At 68.6% G+C, this 16,375-nt stretch carries 15 protein-coding genes and 1 tRNA gene; 7 read left to right on the forward strand and 9 right to left on the reverse strand.

Annotation, left to right across the window (positions count from 1 at the left end; genetic code table 11):
• Positions 1–19: 19 nt before the first annotated feature.
• The 5 genes from paaB (at position 20) to ACI1US_RS09855 (ending at position 3,706) form a co-directional block, all read left to right on the forward strand.
• Complete coding sequence (paaB, locus tag ACI1US_RS09835) at positions 20–325, forward strand: 1,2-phenylacetyl-CoA epoxidase subunit PaaB (protein ID WP_461640073.1); 306 nt, start codon at positions 20–22, stop codon at positions 323–325.
• Positions 322–1,164 (forward strand): 1,2-phenylacetyl-CoA epoxidase subunit PaaC, encoded by an 843-nt coding sequence (gene paaC, locus ACI1US_RS09840; RefSeq protein WP_461640075.1) that lies wholly within the window; start codon positions 322–324, stop codon positions 1,162–1,164. Before paaB ends, paaC begins: the two co-directional genes overlap by 4 nt.
• A complete protein-coding gene (paaD, locus tag ACI1US_RS09845; RefSeq protein WP_461640077.1) occupies positions 1,158–1,667 on the forward strand; it encodes a 1,2-phenylacetyl-CoA epoxidase subunit PaaD in 510 nt (169 codons plus the stop codon). Before paaC ends, paaD begins: the two co-directional genes overlap by 7 nt.
• 99 nt (positions 1,668–1,766) lie before the next feature.
• Positions 1,767–2,873: a 1,2-phenylacetyl-CoA epoxidase subunit PaaE gene (gene paaE / locus ACI1US_RS09850; protein ID WP_461640079.1), complete on the forward strand. Its 1,107-nt coding sequence runs from the start codon at positions 1,767–1,769 to the stop codon at positions 2,871–2,873.
• 17 nt (positions 2,874–2,890) lie between these two features.
• Positions 2,891–3,706, forward strand: a complete 816-nt coding sequence (locus tag ACI1US_RS09855; RefSeq protein ID WP_461640081.1) for an enoyl-CoA hydratase/isomerase family protein — start codon at positions 2,891–2,893, stop codon at positions 3,704–3,706.
• Between the two features lie 646 nt (positions 3,707–4,352).
• Here ACI1US_RS09855 and ACI1US_RS09860 read toward each other — a convergent pair.
• A tRNA-Tyr gene (locus ACI1US_RS09860) sits at positions 4,353–4,433 on the reverse strand.
• A gap of 95 nt (positions 4,434–4,528) precedes the next feature.
• On the opposite strand from ACI1US_RS09860, the gene ACI1US_RS09865 reads away from it, so the two are divergent.
• Positions 4,529–5,077 carry a GNAT family N-acetyltransferase gene (locus ACI1US_RS09865; RefSeq protein WP_461640083.1) on the forward strand — a complete coding sequence of 183 codons (549 nt, stop codon included), beginning with the start codon at positions 4,529–4,531 and terminating at the stop codon, positions 5,075–5,077.
• Positions 5,078–5,220: 143 nt separating this feature from the next.
• On the opposite strand, the gene ACI1US_RS09870 is transcribed toward ACI1US_RS09865, so the two are convergent.
• The 7 genes from ACI1US_RS09870 to ACI1US_RS09900 form a co-directional block, all read right to left on the reverse strand.
• Entirely contained in the window at positions 5,221–5,823 is a 603-nt protein-coding gene (locus tag ACI1US_RS09870) for a hypothetical protein (RefSeq protein WP_461640085.1), read from the reverse strand.
• Positions 5,824–5,888: 65 nt separating this feature from the next.
• The gene (locus ACI1US_RS09875; protein WP_461640087.1) at positions 5,889–9,530 is read right to left on the reverse strand and encodes an aldehyde dehydrogenase family protein; all 3,642 of its coding nucleotides are present in this window, start codon (positions 9,528–9,530) and stop codon (positions 5,889–5,891) included.
• Between the two features lie 103 nt (positions 9,531–9,633).
• Positions 9,634–10,629, reverse strand: a complete 996-nt coding sequence (locus ACI1US_RS09880; RefSeq protein WP_416549718.1) for an ABC transporter substrate-binding protein — start codon at positions 10,627–10,629, stop codon at positions 9,634–9,636.
• 165 nt (positions 10,630–10,794) lie between these two features.
• Positions 10,795–11,586, reverse strand: a complete 792-nt coding sequence (locus tag ACI1US_RS09885; protein ID WP_416549719.1) for an ABC transporter ATP-binding protein — start codon at positions 11,584–11,586, stop codon at positions 10,795–10,797.
• 2 nt (positions 11,587–11,588) lie between these two features.
• The gene (locus ACI1US_RS09890; RefSeq protein WP_416549720.1) at positions 11,589–12,521 is read right to left on the reverse strand and encodes an ABC transporter permease; all 933 of its coding nucleotides are present in this window, start codon (positions 12,519–12,521) and stop codon (positions 11,589–11,591) included.
• A gap of 73 nt (positions 12,522–12,594) precedes the next feature.
• Positions 12,595–13,671 carry a histidinol-phosphate transaminase gene (hisC, locus tag ACI1US_RS09895; RefSeq protein ID WP_416549722.1) on the reverse strand — a complete coding sequence of 359 codons (1,077 nt, stop codon included), beginning with the start codon at positions 13,669–13,671 and terminating at the stop codon, positions 12,595–12,597.
• Between the two features lie 241 nt (positions 13,672–13,912).
• Positions 13,913–14,476, reverse strand: a complete 564-nt coding sequence (locus ACI1US_RS09900) for a YbhB/YbcL family Raf kinase inhibitor-like protein (protein ID WP_416549723.1) — start codon at positions 14,474–14,476, stop codon at positions 13,913–13,915.
• 100 nt (positions 14,477–14,576) lie between these two features.
• On the opposite strand from ACI1US_RS09900, the gene ACI1US_RS09905 reads away from it, so the two are divergent.
• Positions 14,577–15,353 carry a FadR/GntR family transcriptional regulator gene (locus tag ACI1US_RS09905; protein ID WP_416549725.1) on the forward strand — a complete coding sequence of 259 codons (777 nt, stop codon included), beginning with the start codon at positions 14,577–14,579 and terminating at the stop codon, positions 15,351–15,353.
• A 182-nt stretch (positions 15,354–15,535) separates the two neighbouring features.
• Here ACI1US_RS09905 and ACI1US_RS09910 read toward each other — a convergent pair whose 3' ends face one another.
• Entirely contained in the window at positions 15,536–16,318 is a 783-nt protein-coding gene (locus tag ACI1US_RS09910) for a MerR family transcriptional regulator (RefSeq protein ID WP_461640092.1), read from the reverse strand.
• Positions 16,319–16,375: the final 57 nt, after the last annotated feature.

Raw genomic sequence — 16,375 nt, forward strand, 5'->3', positions numbered from 1 at the left:
CACCGAAGGAGAGACAACGATGTCGACACCAGGAGAACTCGGAACTGAGATCTGGCCGCTGTGGGAGGTATTCATCCGCGCGAACCGCGGCCTCAGCCACGTCCACGCGGGATCCCTCCACGCCCCCGACGAGGCGATGGCGCTACGCAACGCCCGCGACCTCTACACGAGGCGCAACGAGGGGGTCTCGATCTGGGTGGTTCCGGCCGCCGCGATCACCACGAGCGACCCTGGCTCGAAGGGAGCCTTCTTCGAATCCCCCGCCGGCAAGAACTACCGCCACGCCGTGTACTACACGCGGGCCGAGGGGGTGAAGCACCTGTGACCGAGAGCCTGAAGACCCGCGACGCTGCGGCGCTGCACGGCAGCGTGAGCGTCGACGAACTGCGGCTTGCCGAAGAGCTGCCAGGCTCGGGCGGGCAGGCCAGCGCAGACGTCGCCGAATACGCCATGTGGCTCGGCGACGACGCGCTCATCATGTCCCAGCAGCTCGCCTGGTGGATCTCGCGCGCGCCAGAGCTTGAGGAAGACCTCGCCCTCTCAAACATCACCCTCGACCTCCTCGGCCACGCACGCGCGCTGCTGCACTACGCCGGCACCGCGACGGGGCGCTCCGAAGACGACCTCGCCTTCTGGCGCGACGAGCCAGAGTTTCGCAACGCGTGGATCGTGGAGCAGCCGGTCGGCGGTTTCGGTGACACGATCGCACGGCTGTTCCTGCTCTCCGCCTACCAGCTGCAGCTCTACCGCGCCCTTCTCGACAGCCCCGACGCGTCGCTCGGGGCCATCGCGGCAAAGGCCGAGCGCGAGGTGAGCTACCACGTCGATCACGCCGCGCAGTGGGTGCTGCGCCTGGCGGGCGGAACCGAGCTCTCGCGGGAGCGGATCATCGCCGGGTTCGAACGCGCGTGGCCCTTCGTCGCCGAACTCTTCACGGACGAGGCGCTCACCGACCGGCTCGAAGGCTTGGCCCCGCGCCCCTCGGCGCTGCGGCAGGGCTTCGACAGCGCAGTCGCCACGGTATTCGCTGAGGCAGAGCTGGCGGTGCCGGAGGTGCAGCCCGCCCACGCTCGCGGCCGCGCCGGGCACCACAGCACCCACATGGGTTACATCATCGCCGAGCTCCAGTGGCTCGCGCGTCGACACCCCGGTGCGACATGGTGACCCGGCTGCGCCCCACCGACTCGGCCGCCGCCCGCGTGTGGGACATCGCGGCACAGGTGCCCGACCCAGAGGTGCCCGTGCTCACGATTGAGGATCTCGGGGTGCTCCGAGACGCCACGGTCACCGCGGGCGAGGTGTCTGTCGTGCTCACCCCCACCTACTCCGGCTGCCCGGCCATCGACCAGATGCGCGACGACGTCACCGCCCGGCTGCATGAGGCCGGCTACGCACGCGTGCGCGTCACCACCACGCTCTCGCCCGCCTGGACCACCGACTGGATGAGCGAGGACGGCAAGCGCAAACTCGCCGCCTACGGCATCGCACCGCCGCACGTGCGATCCGCCCTCGGCGACGGGCCAGTGCGACTCCAGCTCTCCATCAAGTGCCCCCGCTGCCACTCCCCCAACACCCGCGAGGTCTCCCGCTTCGGGTCGACCGCCTGCAAAGCCCACTACGAGTGCCTCGCCTGCCTCGAGCCCTTCGACTACTTCAAACCGCACTAGCGGGTGCCGCAGCCCCGACTGATCTCCCCGCTCCGATCCACCCGTTTCGATCCACCCGTTTCGATCCATCCCGGCGCTGAGCCACGAAAGGGACGAGCCATGGCCGCAATTAACCTCGGCGCGAAGAAGCGCGCGACGTTCCACGACCTGCGCGTGGTGCAGTTACGCCCCCTCACCGCCGCGAGCGTGGAGGTCACGTTTGAGGTGCCAGCGCACCTCGCGGGCGAGTACCACTACCTCGCAGGCCAACACCTCGCGCTCCGCACCACCATCGACGGAGACGACCTGCGCCGCTCCTACTCGATCTGCCGGCCGCCAGCAGACGGCCGCATCTCGGTCGCCGTGAAGCGAGACCACGGAGGCGTCTTCTCGACGTGGGTCAACGACGAGCTCCGCGTCGGCGACAGCCTGCAGGTCATGACGCCGCAGGGCGCATTCACCTCCAACCTCGACGAACTCACGGGCAGACACGTGGTCGGCATCGCCGCCGGCTCCGGGATCACCCCCGTCATCACCATCGCGCACCACGTGCTCGAGGCGTCCGACTCCTCACGCTTCGATCTGCTCTTCACCAACAGATCCTCCGCCGACGTCATGTTCGTCGAGGAACTCTCTGACTTGAAGGATCGCTTCCCCGACCGCTTCGCGCTGCACCACGTCCTATCGCGCGAACAACGCTCGGCCCCGATCATGTCGGGCAGGCTCGACGAGGAGCGGCTGCGCACCATTCTCCGCGCGGTGATCCCCGCGAGCATGCCCGATGAGTGGGTGATCTGCGGCCCATTCGACCTCGTACAGCTCTCGCGCGACCTGCTCGCCGAGCACGGCGTCGATCCCTCCCACGTGCGCTTCGAGCTGTTCACCACCGGCGAGCCGGGAAGCGCGCCGCGAGCGCGGCCCGTCGAGGTCCGCGCCGGCGAGGAGGTCGTCACGATCGACTTCACCCTCGACGGCACCTCCTCCTCCGTGGAGAGCCCGGTCGCGGCGAACGAGACCGTGCTCAATGCGGCGCTGCGGGTGCGCCCCGACGTGCCCTTCGCGTGCGCGGGCGGGGTGTGCGGCACCTGCCGAGCCCACGTCACCGAGGGTTCCGTGTCGATGACCGAGAACTACGCGCTCGAGGCCGACGAGATCGAACGCGGCTTCGTGCTCACCTGCCAGTCACACCCCCAGTCCGAACGCCTCGTCATCAACTACGACGCGTAACCCAGAAAGGTCCAGGCATGTCGCAAGAAATCACTCTGACCATCACAGACGGTGTCGCCGAAATCATGCTCAACGCGCCAGCACGGCTGAACGCGCTCGGGCCCGACATGCTGCGCGGGCTGTCAGACGCATACGCCGAGGCGGCGGCAGCGAACGTGCGCGCGCTCCTGCTCCACGGTGAGGGCCGCGCCTTCTCGGCCGGCAGAGACATCTCGGGCGTCGACCCGCGAAACGACGACGTTTCCGGCTACCTCGGCGGACTCGTCGAGCCGCTCCTCGCCCAGATGAGCGAGTTCCCTGCGCCAACCTTCGCGAGCGCCCACGGCGCCTGCCTCGGCGTCGGCCTCGGGCTGCTCATCGCGACCGATGTCGTCTACGTCGCAGAATCAGCAAAGATTGGGAGCCCGTTCGCAAATCTCGGCGCGACCCTCGACTCCGGCGGGCACGCACTCTTCTACGAGCGGCTCGGCGCGCACCGCACGCTCGACCTCATCTACACCGCCCGCCTCATGAGCGGCGCGGAGGCCGTCGCGGCGGGGCTCTTCTCGCAGTCGTTCCCGGACGACGAGGTGCTCGAGGCTACCCGCGCCGCCGCGACCAACGCAGCGCGCGGTGCGACGCAGGCATTCCTCACCTCGAAGGAGCTCATCCGTGAGCTGCGCGACCGCCGCGTGGGGCTCTGGGAGTCGATGTCCGCGGAGAACCGCGCGCAGGCGGCGCTGTGCGATACGCCGGACTATCGCGAGGGCTTCGCCGCGTTCCAGGAGAAGCGCACGCCCACGTTTGGCGGCGAGGCCGCCGGTGCCGCCCCGCATCCCGACCGACCGGAATAATGGCTCTTCACAGTCGAAGGTGCAGACCTCAGCGATGACGAGCGCTCAACAGCCATGACCTCAGCGAGGTCATGGCTCCTTTGCTGCCGATTACCCCTGACTTCGCTGAGGGGATGTCTACTGAGCGTGGTTCGGGTTGGGGTTGCTTCGCTGCGAGCCATTGGGTCGGAGGAAACCGCCCAGAGCAACCGGGCGCCGCCAGCCGGGTAGCGAGCGCGGGAGCCCCCGCAACACTCAGGCCTGAGCCACTTCCGCTTCAGCACGCCCTCGTGCCGACGTTCGTGCTGGCGGCTGCCGCGGGCGCTTCGCGCCCTTGCCGGGCAGGGCAGAGGGGCGCGGGTCGTGTAGGTTGCGCAGCTCCCGAGGTGCGTTCGTCGGGCGCGGCAGTTGCGGCCTTCCAGCGAATTGGGCAATACCGCGCCCCTCACGGTCCCTTGCCGATGCCGGAAGCGGCTACACCCTCGCTTGCAAAGCGCCCGATTCATTCAGACCGACCCTTGTGAGGGCCAAAAACGGGTCGGAATGGATTACACGGGGGGTCGGGGTTGTCCACACGCCTCCGCTGCAGGGCCCGGGCGCAGCAAAAAACCCGGCCCCCACTCAGTGTGGGCCGGGTTTCTGCAATGTCTTCCAACATTCACTTGGGTGGCGGGTGAGAGATTCGAACTCACGTAGCTTGCGCGTCTGATTTACAGTCAGATCCCTTTGGCCGCTCGGGCAACCCGCCTTTGGTCGCGCGAACACGACCAGGAAATAACATTACCGGCTCAGCGCGCCGAACGGAAATCGAATTCGCTCGCGTCGGCATGTCAAGATTGTTCCATGCCCTCGCTGCCCCCGAACTACGCGCTCCAGACTGCCCGTGGCCTCACCGAGCTCACGCCCCGCACCTTCCACGACATTGCGCGGCTGCGGCAAGAAGTCTTCGTCATCGAGCAAGAGTGCGCCTACCTCGATCTCGATGGGCGCGACGCCGAGAACACGACCGAACAGTTCTGGATCGAGGCCGCGCGCCAAACTGCCGGCACCGAGGCAACCGCCTCACCCGGCGAGCAGGCCCCAACGATCGTACCCACAATCGCGGCAACGCTTCGCGTGCTCGCCGAGGAGGACCGGGAGCCCGGCCTGCACGCGGTCGGGCGGGTTGCTACTGACGCCGCACACCGCGGAAAGGGTCTCGCGGCAGCCCTCATGACCGCAGTGCTCGCGGAGTATGGCAGCGGGCCACTCGTGCTGGAGGCACAGTCGCACCTCACCGGCTGGTACGGCAGGTTTGGTTTCGCGCCGGACGGAGCGGAATACCTCGAGGACGGGATCCCGCACACCCCGATGCGTCGCCCCGCGACGGGGCCCGCGACGACCCCGAACTAGTGGTCAGTTAGCGCCGCTGAGGCGACGATTTCGCCGAGCTCGGTGCGCAAACTGACCAGGAGTTGATGTGCGGGGTGGGGTGGGTGAGTTGGGGCGGGTGACTTGGGGCGGCGCGGCGCGGGCGCAGACGCGACCACGCTGGCTCAGCACTCGAGGCCGAGCGCTTCCAGCCGGTCGAGCCAGGCGTCAGCGGTCGCATCGTCGAACGGGGGCGACTGCTCCCGCACCCGCGCTTCGAGCTCGAGCGCCAAACCCTCAAGCCGCTCCATCACCTCAGCCGGGTAGCCGAATTCGGCGGCGTGCTCGGCCCACTCGTCGCGGTCATCCACCCAGGTGCCGCGCGCGCCCTCGACGCGCACCACGTCGAGGTCCATGTCGATTCCGGTCACGAGCAGAGGATCTTCGTCCCACCGGATGTCCCACCCGAGGTCGATGTAGACGCGCATCCCCTTGGGGTGGCTGCGATTTACCGTGAGCGTGAAGTCTGCGTGCCGCAGGCCCGCACCTTCCAGCCCGGCAAGCGCCGCATCGGCACCGGCAGCGGCACCGGCACCCGCGCTATCACCCGCACCGAGCGCGGGTATCAGCGTGACGCTCGGCCCCGTCACGGTGAAGGCTCGGCCGGGCCTGACGCTCGCCCAGCCGACCGTCTGCCCCACCCAGTCGCCCCACTCGTCAGCGCCGAGGTAGACGCAGTCGTGCCGCCAGTGCGGTGAGCCATCCCACTTGCGCCACTGGAAGACCAACGCGGTTCCTGGCTCTGGGCGCCCGCTCGCGCGGGGCGAAAGTGACGGCTCAGCCGGAGTCGGCCTCATCCGTCGAGCAGCGCGTCGAGGCCGGGCGCGACCTCCGCGAGGCCGTGGCGTTCGGCCCGCACCGAGATCGATTGTTCCCGCAGCAGCGTGAGCAACTCAACGGGCCCAGCCATCGTCACGGGTTCTGCCCAGAGGGCTGCGCGGTCGAGCCCGCCCATCCACTCGGCGACACGCACCCGGTCGCCTCCGATGAGCCGCACGCGCCGCGCGACGGAACCGTCTGGCCCCGTCGGCCCCTCCGCGGCAAGCCGCTCGAGCCAGGCGTCGTCGCGTTCGAGCGAGACCTCGATGCCCTGCGCAGCGAGCAGCTCCGACACTGTCGGCGGCAGCACAGTTCCCGTGGACACGGTGAGGCGGGCCCGCACGAGGAGCGCCGCGGCGAGCACGCGGAACAGCCCGGCAACCGAGCCGTTCTCTGCGAGCCGCACGTGCACCGCGACCGGGAAGGTGCGTAGTGCGTTGCGTTCGACGCCGAGCCCGATGGTGTCTGCCACGACCCCGAGGTCGGTCTGCCAGGTGAGCTGGTCGCCGAGGGCGGCCCTGCGGAGTTCGTCAAACTCTTCGTAGCTGAGGGCGCTCTGCGCTGCCTCGATGAGGAGTGCCACCTCGGGCGTGAGTCCGCGCAGGTGCAGGGTGTCGCTGCGTTGGCCGAGCCTGCGCTCCCACGAGCCCTGCGCGACGAGCCAGTGCGGGCCCCCGCTGAGGGCGGGCATGCCCATGACAGCGTCGTTCCAGCCGCCGTAGGGTTGCCGCTCGATGCGGGCCGCGCTCGTCGCCCGGTTCACGGTGAGGCTGGCGGCCTGCACGCTGTCGAGCCAGCCAAGGGTCTCATCTTCGTCCCACGACTGGATCCCTGCGACGGCACCGCTTCCGCCGGCGTTCTGCTGGGACACGGCGTCGCTGAGCATCTGCGCGGTGCTCACGCCGATGAGGGGAAGCCCCCGCGCATCGTCCCAGAACGGCGCCCCCGGGGAGACGCCCAGCCGCACGCCGGGCGACCAAAGCCTTCCGGCGCTGTCGAGCTGTTCGGGGCGCACGAGCCATTCCTCACCCGGGCCGAGTTCGGTGAGCGCAGCGAGGGCTGCCGGGCCGGGGGGCGCGGCGAGCGGCCCGACGTCGAAGCTAAGGGGGTCAGCGCCGCGCGGCCGTGCGGAGTCCCCGACCCGCAGGCGCCGGACGGCGTCAGCGAGCGCGGCACGGAAGCTGCGCGAGCGCGCGACGCTGGCGAGCAGGATCACGGCGTTCGTGCTGCCGAGCGAGGTCTGCGTACCGCGGAACGCGGAGTCAATGATGTCGGCGATCGCGCGCTCTCGTTCGGCCGAGGGGGTGATGAGCATCGACCCGCGCGCGGTGAAGTGGCCCTCGACACGGAGGTCTGGTCGGCGGCGGGAGAGGTCGCGCCCGAGCGACCGGTCCCCAAGCACGACGGCGCGGTCAACGTGCGGGCTCGCGCCGAGCGCCGCGAACGCCTCTTCCCCGACGACGCTCACCGGGCGGATCGCGCCGGGCGTGAGGCCTCCGGCCTCCCACTCTTCAACACAGGCTGTCGCGGCGGCGAGGGCCCCGGGCGACACCGCCCACAGCGCCCCCGAACCACTCGCGAGCACGGCGAGCACGGCTGCGGCCTGGGGCGCGATGGGGGCTGAGGCGTCGGCGACGACGAGCACGAGCCGGTCGGGCACATAGGTTGCTCCGCGGACGACGCGGAGCCCGTCGGCGAGCTGGGCGGCGTAGCGGGCCGCGTCGATGACGTGGTTCACCGCGGCGTCGAGCTCCGGGAACGGTGCGCCCGTTTCTGCCGCGAGCTCAGTGATGAGTCGGTCGCGGGCTGCGGCGGTCGCGAGCGCGACGCGGCGGAGGCGAACCGCGCGCCCCTCGTGGCGCAGCTCGGCCCAGCGCTGCGCGGCCTCGCGGGCGGCGAGCGCTGCCGCGTCGGGGTGCAGGTCTGCGTCGGTGAGTGCGATGGTCTCGTCGAGCCGGGCCCCCTGTTCAGCGGTTTCCCCGGCCCTGCGAAGCAGCGCACGCGCCCACTCGCGGTTGGCGGGGAGACTGCCGTCGGTGGGCGGTTCGTTCGCGAACCCGGTGCGTGACACGACGGGGATCGCGCGCAGCGGTGCCGCTGCCTCGAGTACGATCTCGCCGGTCGCCTCGCGCGCGAGGCCGAGCACGGCGGCGGTGAGTCCGCCGGTGTCTTGCGTCGCGGGCTCGTCGGGGGCGCGGTAGAAGAGGGCGCTGTCGCGCTCAGACGGATCCCACTCCCGTGCACGCTGTTGCTGCCGGTGGCTGGGCTGGGGTGGCTGCGTCGCGCGCGTAGCCGCGTCACGGAGCTCGGTGAGCGTGAGCGGGCCGGCGGAGTGGTCTGCCGCTTCGGCAAGCAGGCCGACGAGGTAGCCGACGACCTCGCCGTATTCGCCCTTGGGGGTGACGGGGAGTCGCAGGCGCACCTCGGGGGCCGGTTCCTCGGCCAGTATCCGTTCGGCGAGCTCGGTGGCGAGGCCGCAGCGCAGTTGGATCGCGAACAGCTTCTCAGCCCCCAGCCGGGTGGCCGCTTCGAGCGTCGCCGCGACGACCAGCGGATCCTCACTCGCGATCACCGGCCGCAGCACGGCGGCTCTGCCCGGTTCGAGCGCGACCTCGATGAGCCGCAGAAGCTGCGCGGTCCGTTCGGCTGCGTCTTCGATCACGGGCACCGGTAGGCCGCTGTGGATCGAGGCTGCCCGCTCAGCCGCCGCCACCTGCGAGAAGCCGATCACGGCTTCGACGGGGGCACCGCCGTCTGCGACGCGCCTGCGCGCGAAGCGGTGGATCGCCGCGTAGCTCTCCCACGATTCGGGCAGCTCGGCAAACAGCCGCACGCCCACTTCGAGGCGGTCGAGCTCGGCGCACGCGAGCGCGCGCTCAAGGAAGTCGCCGAGTTGCTTCGCCCACACCGTGTCGCGTGGCTCAATGATGAGCCGCACGTCGTGGGCGAGTGCCGCCTCAAGCACCGGGCGCGCCCGTGCTGCGGCGAGCGCGACGTCTGTTTCGATCGACCACTCGGTGGCATTGGGTACGAGCCGCGCTGGATCAAACGCGAGATCCTTCACCGCCGGGTGCTCGGCGAGCGCGATGAGCCGCTGCGCTTCGGTGTCGCCGCCAACCTCGCCGAACACTTCTGCGCCGTGGAGGGCGAGGAGTACGGAGTGGCCGTGCTCCCGGTAGCCGCGGAGCGTCTCGGTGAGTGCGGTGAGGCGGCCCGGGAGCTTGACCTGGAGCAGCACGTCGGGGAGGCGCGCGAGCAGGTTTTTCCGCACCGCGGGCCGCACCGCCCACGGCAGTCCGAGCGATGCGAAGCCGCCGGCGCGCAGCAGCAGCCGGTCGCGGGTAGGCATGCGTTCCGGGAGCTCGCCGCGGGTCACCTCGCGCAGCCCGAGGGCCGCGGTGAACGCGTCGGAGGTGCCGAACAGCGCGTCGATGAGTCGCCGAGTGAAGTCGAGGCTCTCGGGGTTGGCCGCGAGGTCGCCGAGCAGGGTGGTGCGGGTCTCTTGCCGTTCCTCACCGTCTGGGGTAGCTGCCTCGACCCAGTTGCGTACCCGCTGCTGTGCGGCATCTGCGACAGACTCCCACAGCGGCGCGCCTTCTGCCCGTTCGTCTCCCATGTCCCCACTCTAAGGCGGGCACCTCTCGAAACCCCGGGAACACGCGAGAGCCCCGCGCACCTTTCGGCGTGCGGGGCTCTGGCTATTCAGCGGGCAGGGAGGGCTATTCGACCTTCTCTGCTTCGGCGAGGATCGCCTCGGGGATCGTCGCCCCCATGCGCTTTGCCGCGTCCTCGTTGACGACGTAGGCAAACTCCTTGGAGACCTCAACGGGCATCGTCGCGGTCTCGGCACCCTCGAGCACCTTGATCGCCATCTCGCCGGTCTGGTAACCGAGCTTCGTGTAGTCGATACCGAGCGTGATGACGGCTCCGTTCTCGACCGTGCCAGCCTCGGCACCAATCACGGGGATCTGCTTATCTTCTGCGACCTGCACGAGCGACGCGAGGCCCGCAACGACCATGTTGTCGGTCGGCACGTAGATAGCGTCGACGTCGCCGAGCGCCTCGGTGGCTGCGGCGATATCGTTCGCGGTGGTGACGGTCTTCGTGACGACCTCGAGGCCGAGCGGGCCGGCCGCCTCGGTGACGGCGTCAACCTGCACCTGCGAGTTCACCTCGCCAGAGGCGTAGACGATGCCAACCTTCTTAGCCCCAGGCACGACCTCCTGGAGCAGGGCGAGCTGCTCGTCGAAGGGCGCGAGGTCACTCGTGCCGGTGATGTTGCCGCCTGGTGCCTCGTTCGACGCAACGAGCTGTGCCTCGACGGCGTCGGTGACGGCGGTGAAGAGGATGGGCTTATCGGTGATTGCCTGCGCGGCGGTCTGCGCCGACGGTGTTGCCGCTGCCAGCACGAGGTCGAGGTCAGCAGACGAGAAGCTCTGTGCGATGGAGACGGCGGTCGCCTGATCACCGTTGGCGTTCTGGTCGTCCCACTCAACGTCGATGTCCGCGTCGTCGAAGGCCTGCTTGAAGCCCTCGGTCGCCGCGTCGAGCGCGGGGTGCTGCACGAACTGGCTGACACCGATCTTGTAGGAAGCCTTGGCGTCGTCACCTGACTCGGTCTCGGCCGGGCTGGAGGAGCATGCGCTCAGAGTCAGCGCGGCCACAGCGAGGCCAGCGAGAGCGATGCCTGAACGGCGGAACGAGGTCATTCGCATAGTAATCGGTCCTTCTTCAAGTCTGCCGCTGCAGCTCCGCAGCGGCGCGGGAAACGGTAAAGGCCTTAGCCGTTTCCAGCATCGTACCCGGTGCCGAGGGGGCCCCTCACGGGCTTGGGGGTGAACAGTTACGCAAACGAGACGGGCACGCCGCCCCGACGGCGGTTAGGCGAGGAGTGCCCGGTCGTCGAAGCTTGCGCCCTTGATCTTCGCGAACTCGGCGAGCAGCATCGGGACGGTGAGGCCCGCCTTCTGCTCCGCGTCCGCTTCGAACACGATTCTGCCCTCGTGCATCATGATGAGCCGGTTTCCCAGCTTGATCGCCTGCTCCATGTTGTGGGTCACCATGAGCGTCGTGAGGTTGCCCTCGGTCACGATGCGCTCGGTGAGATCCGTCACGAGCGCTGCGCGCTGCGGGTCGAGCGCGGCGGTGTGCTCGTCGAGGAGCAGGATCCGCGGCTGGGTGAACCCAGCCATCAGCAGCGACAGCGCCTGGCGCTGCCCGCCCGAGAGCAGGCCGACCTTCGCGGTGAGTCGGTTCTCGAGGCCAAGCTCGAGCGACTCGAGTTCGGTGGTGAAGCGCTCGCGGCGGGCCTTCGTGATGCCGAGCCGCAGCCCGCGGGGCTTGCCGCGCTGCAGCGCGAGGGCGAGGTTCTGTTCGATCGTCAGGTCGGGCGCGGTTCCCGCCATCGGATCCTGGAAGACACGGCCGACGAAGCGGGCCCGCTTGAACTCCTTGAGACGCGCGACCGACGCCCCATCGATGGTGATGTCACCCGAGTCGATCGGGTAGCGGCCCGAGATCGCGTTAAGCAGCGTCGACTTGCCCGCGCCGTTCGACCCGATCACGGTCACGAAGTCGCCCTCGGCAAGCTCAAGGTTCACGTCGACGAGCGCGCGCCGCTCGTTGACGGTGCCGGCGAAGAAGGTCTTAGAAATGCTGGTGATGTTCAACATGGTTATGCCCCCTTCGCTGCGGCGGCTGCCGGTTCGGTCAGTGGCTCCGGTTTCCGGTTGCCGCGGTTCTTCCACGACGGGATCCGCTTGAGGAAGCCCCAGCGCGGCAGCAGCAGCGCAGCGACCACCAGCAGGGCCGTCATGAGCTTCATGTCGTCCTGGTTGAAGCCGATGCGGAGGGCACCGAAGATGATGATGCGGTAGAGCACCGCGCCGACAATGACGGCGAGCGTCGCGAGCCAGATCCACCGCTGCCCGAGGAGCGCCTGGCCGAGGATCACTGATGCGAGACCCACGAGGATCACACCGATGCCCATGCTGATGTCTGCGACACCGTTGAACTGCGCGATGAGCGCGCCCGCGAGACCGACGAGGCCGTTGGAGAGCGACAGCGTCAGGATCTTCATGCCGTCGGTGTTGACGCCGAAGCTGCGGATCATCTGCTCGTTGTTGCCCGTCGCCTGAATCGCGAGTCCCACATCGGTCGACAGGAACCAGTCAACGAGCAGCTTGAAGAAGAGCACAACCGCGAGGAAGATCAGCACGACGTACCACGTCTTCCCCATGAGCCCGGCCTCGCGCAGCGGGCTGATCAGGGTGTCCTCGCGGAGGAACGGAAGGTTCGACTTGCCCATGATGCGCAGGTTGATCGACCACAGCGCGATCATCGTGAGGATGCCGGCAAGCAGCCCGTCGATTTTGCCCTTCGTGTGCAGGATGCCGGTGACGGCGCCTGCGATCATGCCCGTCACGCCGCCTGCGAGCGTCGCCAGCAGCGGGTTCTGCCCGGCATGGATGAGGGCGGCCGCGGTCGCGGCACCGGTCGTCAGGCTGCCATCAACCGTCAGGTCTGGGAAGTTCAGCACCCGAAAGGTGAGATATACCCCGAGAGCGAAAATGCCGTAAAGAAGTCCAACTTCAATTGCGCCAATCACGTCGCGCCTCCTGGTGTGTCTTGGATTGTTCTGCGTGTTCCGGCGCCAGTGCCGAGAACGATTCCACAGTTGTTCACAGTCGCGCCGCCGCCGATCCTGCGACCTCGATCACGGCGTCGTTCTCGTGCGGTGCTCCGATCGAGACGCGAACTCCGTCGCCGGGGAAGCAACGAACAGACACCCCGCGAGCGCTGAACACGTCATTGACTGCCTCGCTCGCGTCTCCTGCGGGGATCCACACAAAGTTCGCCTGCGAGTCGATGACCGGCAGCCCTGCGGCGCGGAGCGCGGTAATCACGCGTGCGCGCTCAGCGACAAGCACGTCGACGCGCTCCTGCAGCTCGGCCTCGGCGGCAAGCGATGCGACGCCGCCGACCTGCGCGAGCGCGCTCATACCGAACGGAATCGCGGCCTTGCGCAGCGCCTCAGCGACGTCCGGCTGCGCGACCGCGTACCCGATCCGCAGACCGGCGAGGCCGTACGCCTTCGAGAACGTGTGCAGCACCGCGACGTTCGGGTAGCGCTTGAAGAAGTCGAGCCCGACAGCGGAGTCCGAGTCAACGTTGAAGTGCACGTACGCCTCGTCGAGCACGACGAGCACGTTTTCGGGTACCCGCGCGAGAAACGCTTCGACCTCGGCATGCGTGACGACGGTGCCCGTCGGGTTGTTCGGGTTGCACACGAAGATGAGCTTCGTACGCTCGGTGATCGCGTCGGCCATGGCCGGCAGGTCGTGCTTGCCGTCGGCATCAAGCGGCACCTGGCAGGGCGTCGCGCCCGCAAGCTGCACCAGAATCGGGTAAGCCTCGAACGACCGCCACGCGTACATGACTTCGTCGCCCGCGCCGGCGAGCGCGTGAATGAGCTGGGAGGCTACCTCCACCGATCCCGCACCAAACGCAAGGTTTTCCGGTTCAACGCCGAGCCGTTCTGCGAGGGCCGCGGTGAGCTCCGGTGCCGCGATGCTCGGGTAGCGGTTCACCGAGCTCGGAATCGCGGCGGTGATCGCGTCGAGCACCGAGGGCAGCGGATCGTAGGGGTTCTCGTTCGAGGAAAGCTTCGCGCTCAGCCCATCGGGGCCGAGCTGCGCAGGCTTCCCTGCACGGTAGGAGGGAATTCGCTCAAACCCGGAACGGATCGACACTGACATGAGGGGTCTCGCTTTCGAAGAGGCTGCATCAATCCTACGCTTCGGGCGGGCTGCCGTGCGCGGCATCCGCCCGCCCGCGGCCCGCCCGTGCCCGCCACGCGTCCCCGAGACGACGCAAATGTGTCTGCGCCCGGCACTGAATACGCGTTTGCGCGCTCGGGCCCGGGTGCGGTGGGGCTGGGTCGGCTGGGCTGGGCCGGCTGGGCTGGGCCGGCTGGGCCTGCGCCGGGTGGGGCTGGGCCTAGGCCGCGCCGCCGAACTCTCCCGTGGCGACGATGATCGCGCGTGCGAGCACCGCGTCGCGCATCATGAAGCCGAGCACCGCGGGCGTTGCCTGCGGGTCAATCTCGATGTGCTCGACGTTGAGCGCATGGACGACGAACCAGTAGTGGTGGACTCCGGTGCCCTCGGGCGGACCTGCGCCAACAAACGCGGGCTCGCGCTGCTCGTTCGGCATCGTGATCGCGCCCTCAGGCAGCAGTGCACGACCGGCTTCCCCCGGAGCGCCCGCGCCAGCGGGGAGATCTGTGACGCTCGCGGGAATGTTCGCGACCGCCCAGTGCCAGAACCCCGACCCAGTCGGGGCATCGGGATCGAAGCAGGTCACGGCAAAGCTCTTCGTCTCGGCCGGGAACCCCGACCAGCTCAGCTGCGGGGAACGGTTCGAGCCGCCCGCGCCCTCGCCGTAGAGCTCGGCGGGGAGCGGCTCACCGTCTTGAATATCGGTACTCGTCAGGACGAACCCTGGTTTCTCCGGCATCCCGGCGTACGGGTTCACAGCGCCGCGACTCGGATGACTTGTCATGTTCGCTACGCTACCCGGGAACACTCGTTCTGGGTAGCGTGCACCCGATAGACTGGGTGGAATAACAGCGACGCAGCAGTGATGTGGACAGGAGTACAGCATGGCGATCACAACTGGCTCCGAGCGCGCACGCGGCGCACTCTCATACCTTCGACGCAAGATCTCCACCGGCGAGTGGGCGGTCGGCGAGCGAATCCCGATCGAACCCGAGCTCTCCGAGCAGATGGGTGTTGGCCGTTCGACGGTGCGCGAGGCAGTGCGCTCGCTCGCGAGCATGGGAATGCTTGAGACCGCGCCAGGCCGCGGCACATTCGTTCGCTCAGCTTCGCCGACGAGCTCGCTGCTCGACGAGTTTCTCGCAGACTTCTCGCTTGAGGAGATCCTCAGCTACCGCCGCGCCCTCGAGGTCGAGGCCGCGCAGCAGGCAGCCCTGCACCGCTCAGACGAAGACCTTGCGGCGCTCGAACGTGCCACGATTGAAGAGGTCGGCTGCTCGCGCTGCCCCGTTCTGAGTCTCTCGGACTCGGGCGACGGCGCATTCGACAGCCGCTTCCACCGTCTCATCTTCGACGCGGCAAAGAACCGGCTGCTGGCCGCGCTCTACGCCGGCATCAACGACCAGTTGCGCACCCCGCAGCACCGCGGGCGACTCGCGAACGTCGCGACCGGAGCCGAGATGGAGCGCGATCACCACCGAGTGCTCGACGCGATCCGCCGCCGCGACTTCATTGACGCCGTGCACGCGATGGTCGACCACGTCGACCACGACGTCGTCATCGTGAACGACCAGCAGGAGGTCGTTCCCCCGCTCGCGCGCACCCCGGAGCAGCAGCAGCGCATCGACGATGTGCGCGACAGCCGCCCCGCGGCCGTCTAGCCGGCAACTCTCCGCTGCCTCATCCTGAATCCCCCGTGTAATCCATTCCGCCCCGTGTACGGCCCTCGCAAGGCTCGGTCCAGGTTAATCGGGTCGGTGAGGATGCGAGGGGCGGCACCCTGCGAGGGGCAGGACGTACACTCGCAGCTCTGACGAGCCGCGAGCCGCGAGTTCGCAACGATCTAGCTCGCAGTGAAGACCCGTAAGGCATCACGCACGAGCGTGGCGCCCTTCACGCCGCCGTAATTCGCGGCGAAGCGCTCATCGGCGACATACATCTCGCCGAGTCCCCGCACATAGGGGAAGAACTGCTCGCCACTTGGCGCCCCCGGAAAGCCCTCGAGCCAGGCGATGTGCCGGGCAGCGAGCGCCTGCGAAACCTCCGAGGCGGGATCCTCCCCCGCGTCTGCCGCTGCGCTCCAATCGGCGTTGAGCGCGCCAACGTCCTGCTGCCACCGCTGCTGTTCGCTCCCGGTGAGCCCGCGCCACCAGCGATCACTCTTCGCGTAGGCGTCCTTCCCCCAGCGCTCGGTGACCTCCTCGCGGTGTGCGGTGTGGTCGAATCCTTCGAACATGTTCGCGTTCATGAGTCCTGTCCTTTCGTGTGGTGAGGTGAGGGCCGCGATCGTGCGTTGAACTGCGCCGATCTGCGTGTCGATCCGCCCGCGCTCGCGCCTGAGCAGTTCGAGGTGCGCGGTGAGGAGCGTCGCCTCGGCCGCAGCGGGGTCGCTGCCCTCGCCGCGCGCGTCCTGCGCGGCGAGCACCTCGGCGATGCGGTCAAGTCCAAGGCCGAGCTCGCGCAGCAACAGCACCCGCTGCAGCCTGACGAGCGCGCGGTCATCGTAGAAGCGGTAGCCATTGCCGCCGACTCGCGACGGCCGCACGAGGCCCAGGCTGTCGTAGTGCCGCAGCGTGCGCGAGGTGGTTCCCGCCGCGCGCGCTGTCTCTTGGATGGAATACTCCATGACGGCTCCTTTCTGCCCTCGGAGACAACGTTAAAACTTGACGTTACGTCAATGTCA

Source organism: Leucobacter sp. BZR 635 (assembly GCF_048061935.2).
In the GTDB taxonomy this organism is placed as follows: domain Bacteria; phylum Actinomycetota; class Actinomycetes; order Actinomycetales; family Microbacteriaceae; genus Leucobacter.